The sequence below is a fragment of the Peptidiphaga sp. genome (assembly GCF_057238965.1).
Genome location: NZ_DBHHEV010000135.1, coordinates 1 through 4,006 on the forward strand (window position 1 = coordinate 1; position 4,006 = coordinate 4,006).

General features: G+C 65.5%; 3 protein-coding genes and 1 pseudogene. All 4 read left to right on the forward strand.

The window, feature by feature from the left end:
* Positions 1-861, forward strand: an 861-nt coding sequence (locus ACO48X_RS10905; RefSeq protein ID WP_485002112.1) for a glycosyltransferase family 2 protein, incomplete at its 5' end; no start/stop codon positions are given.
* Positions 858-1,874 (forward strand): hypothetical protein, encoded by a 1,017-nt coding sequence (locus tag ACO48X_RS10910; RefSeq protein ID WP_485002113.1) that lies wholly within the window; start codon positions 858-860, stop codon positions 1,872-1,874. The genes ACO48X_RS10905 and ACO48X_RS10910, both read left to right, overlap by 4 nt.
* Before the next feature lie 22 nt (positions 1,875-1,896).
* Positions 1,897-3,072 carry a non-hydrolyzing UDP-N-acetylglucosamine 2-epimerase gene (gene wecB, locus ACO48X_RS10915; RefSeq protein WP_485002114.1) on the forward strand — a complete coding sequence of 392 codons (1,176 nt, stop codon included), beginning with the start codon at positions 1,897-1,899 and terminating at the stop codon, positions 3,070-3,072.
* Between the two features lie 97 nt (positions 3,073-3,169).
* Positions 3,170-4,006: pseudogene (locus tag ACO48X_RS10920) on the forward strand (DUF2334 domain-containing protein); the annotation flags it as partial.

Consider the following 4,006-nt stretch of genomic DNA (forward strand, 5'->3'; position numbering starts at 1 on the left):
CGGCTCGACCCCCATGCCATCACCGAAGCCAGGATTTCCTTCGCCGACCCGGAGGTGGGCGCCGTCCAGATGGGCGTGCGGATCAACAACCGCAGGCGCTCGCTTCTGGCGAGGATGCAGGACATGGAGTTCGTCATCTTCATCGAGGTCTTCCAGAGGGGGCGGCGCCACCTCGGAAGCGTCGGAATGGGCGGAAACGGCCAGTTCGTCAGGCTTTCCGCGCTCGACGCCCTCGGGCCGAACCCGTGGTCGGAGTCGCTCACCGAAGACTTCGACCTTGGAATCCGGCTCAACGCCAGCGGGTGGGTCAATGAATTCTGCCGGGAGGCGGCCGTCCACCAGCAGGGCGTCACGCACCTCGGGCGCCTCATGCGCCAGAGGACCCGGTGGTTCCAGGGAAACCTGCAGGCCATGTCGCTGTACAAGTCCGTCGTTCGCGGACATCGCGGGCGGGCGCGCACCGACACCCTCTTCCAAATTCTCACACCCTATCTGGTTCTGACGGCGTCCCTTTTGACCGTCTCCTTCATCATCGCCCTGGGAATGTCGATTTACTGGGCGATCCAGGGGGTGCCGCAGCATTGGGAGTGGCTCATACTCGCCTACGTTCTCGCCTTTGGTCCTGCTCAAGCGTATGGATACATATATTGGCGTATTGAGCGGGTAAATAAATTTTCAATTTTCAAGGCGATTGGGTGCTCGCATATATTCGTTTTCTACGGCATGCTCGGCTACATTCCCGGTTGGTGGGCTGTGGGCAGAGCCGTGTCCAATCGTACGAATTGGGCGAAGACTGCACGCGAGGCTGAGGAGCCTCAAGATGCCGCCGCTCCGGCTGTGGCGGTTGGGCAGGTCACGTGAAACAACCCAAAGACAACTCTAAGAAGGCCTCGAGGGCTTGGTCCCTCAGCCCGGCGATTCTCAACGACCTCTTCCTGACTCAACAAGGTTCGGAAGCGGCGGAAACGGAGACGAACGGGCAGGCCGACGCCGAGGCTTCGGCCTCCGCGGGCCGAGTCGGCTCCTCGCAAGCCGGCTCGGCCCAGGAGGCCGGGGTCCGGAGCTTCCCCGTCAACGCACCCGTTCCCTCGCTCGGAGCGAACGTGGCCAATGCCCGCGTTCGAGCCGAGAAGGCGAGCCCCCGGCCGCCGGTCGAAGGGCGGGGGCGGGGCGACGTCGCCGGAAACGACCCCTCGGCCGCCCTCGGGAGCCAGGCAGACCCTTCCGCCCCGGTTGTGCGCGGCGGAAGGGCACGCCGCCGCCCGGTCGTCTTTTTCCTCGGGCTGCTCATGGGCGCCGGCCTCGTTCTGGCGGGGATTCTGTTCTTCCGCAGCGGGGAGGAATGCGGCGGCTGGAAAGTCGTCTACACTGGCTACGGAGAGGTTGTGTGCGACGGGGGCGCCGTCAACCTCCACCCGACGTCGGCCGCGCAGAAGAAGGACACCCATGCTGCGCTTGTGGTGGCCGAGGCGGGTGGGTCGGGTACCGTCGGCGCGACCGTCAAGACTACGTCTCAAGTTCGCAAAGGCAAGCCCAACCCGTGGGAGGTCGGCTGGTTCCTTTTCCGGTACCAGGACCCGAGCCACTTCTACGCCGTCGTCCTCAAGCCCAACGGATGGGAGATATCCAAGCAGGACCCGGCCTACAAGGGGAGCCAACGGTTCCTTGCCAGCGGGGACGCGCGAAAGTTCCCCGTCGGAGGGAGCTACAAAGTGACCGTCGAGCAGAAGGGGCCGGCCCAGTTCGCGGTTTCGGTGGACGGCGAGCACCTGGCGGACGTCACCGACTCCGAGAGGCCCTACCCTTCGGGAAGCGTCGCCCTCTACACGGAAGACGCCGCAGTCACCTTCACAAATATTGCCAAAGGATCGTAAAGCCTGAAAGGGCAACACAACCATGACCAATTCTTCTGCCGAACCCATCGACGTCATGCTCGTCTACGGAACGCGCCCCGAGGCCATCAAGATGGCCCCGCTCGTCCACGCCCTCAACCACGACGCGCGCTTCCGCCCGATCGTCGCGGTGACGGGTCAGCATAGGGAAATGCTCGACCAGGTCAACACTTTCTTCGGCATTGCCGCCGACATCGATCTGGACATCCACAGCCCCGGCCAGACGCTCACGCAGGTGACCACGCGCACTCTCGAAGGAGTGGGCCGCGCCATCGAGGATCGCAAGCCGGACGCAGTCTTCGTCCAAGGCGACACGACCTCGGCCTTCGCCGCCGCGCTGGCGGGCTTCTACCACGAGCTTCCCGTCGTCCACGTCGAGGCGGGCCTTCGCACGGGAGACATATGGTCCCCTTTCCCGGAGGAGGGAAACCGACGGCTCATCGGCCAGCTTACGGCCCTTCACCTTCCGCCCACGCCCGCGAGCAAGGAGAACCTCCTTCGGGAAGACTTCGCTTCCGAGACCATACATGTGACTGGAAACACTGTCATCGACGCCCTGCTCGACGCCGTCAAACGGTATGTTCCCAGCGGGGACGCGGCTCTCGACGCCGTCGTCTCCGACCCCTCGCGCAGGCTTGTGCTGGTGACGGCCCATCGCCGCGAATCATGGGGTGCGCCGATGGAGCGCATAGGGGAGGCCGTGGCGCGCTTGGCCCGGGAGCACCCCGACGTCGTCTTCGCCCTTCCCGTCCATCGCAACCCGAAGGTGCGCGAGGCCCTCTTGCCTCACGTGAGCGTGCTGCCGAATGTCATCGTCACCGAGCCCCTTGCCTACGGAGCATTCTGCACGGTGATGAACAGGGCGGACATCGTCCTCACGGATTCGGGCGGAGTCCAGGAGGAGGCGCCCGCGCTTTCCAAGCCCGTCCTAGTTTTGCGGGAGAACACCGAACGGCCCGAAGCGGTCGAATTCGGCGTCGCCCGACTCGTCGGAACCGATTCCGACCGAATTGTTGCCGAAGCCTCTCGTCTTCTCGACGACGCCGACGCCTACGCCGCCATGGCGCACGCGGTCAACCCCTACGGCGACGGGCGCGCCTGCCAGCGCGTTCTCGCCGCGACCGCGGAGCTGTTCGGGCGGGGAGAGGCCGTCGCCGACTTCGACCCGGCTCGGCAATAGGCCGTCGGCCGGACGGTCTCGGTTCAGCCGTTCGGACGACGTTGACAATCCACGACGCCCTCCCTCACCGGTGGGTGCGCTGAAAGGGAAACAAACTATGCAAATCAAAGTCACATCCGCTTCGCGCGGCTTACGGAAGCGGCGGTTGAGCGCCGCGCTTGTGGCGATGGGCATTGGGTCGTCCATGTTCGTCTTGGGCCCGGCCTATGCCGACGACCCGGACGGATCGCCTTCCGCTCCCGCCAGCCTCTTGGGGGTCGGCGGAGGAAAGCAGACCCCTGCCGCTGCGAAGGCCGCGAAGGACGGCGGCGACGGCTCAGCCTCGGTGACGGGCGACAATCCCGTTCCCAGCGTGCCCGAGCCCGTGGCCGCCAAGAAGCGGGCGCTTCCGCTGTCGCTCGACTCCGGCGCGACGGTCAACCTCAAGGAGTCGCCGCAGGCCGTCGCCAAGAAGGCCCAGCAGCCGGCCAAGCGCAAGCTTGCCCGCAAGGTGCCGGCCGTTCCCGCTTCCGCCAAGGTGTGGGGGAACAAGAACGCCTCCGCCAAGGCTCTCGTTCTCTACGACACCCACGGTGAGTACAAGCAGCTCGGCGAATACTACGCGCTGGGGACCGGGATGCTCGCCAGCCACGAAGGCAGCGTGACCGCCCTTCCCGTCTCGGAGTACACGTCCGGCCTGGCGGGCCGCTACACGGCGGTCATGTACGTCGGATCGAACTACGACGAGCCGCTCCCGCGCGCCTTCATCGAGGATGTCCTCACCGGCGACGCCAAGGTGCTGTGGTCCGGCTTCAACATCTGGCAGCTCGCGAAGAACGACGACGACCGCCAGGCGTTCGTCGCCAGGTTCGGATGGGATCCGTCGACGTCGTACATCGACTCCCTCGACAAGGTCTCGACCGTGAACTACAAGTCCCAGGAGCTCACCCGGGCC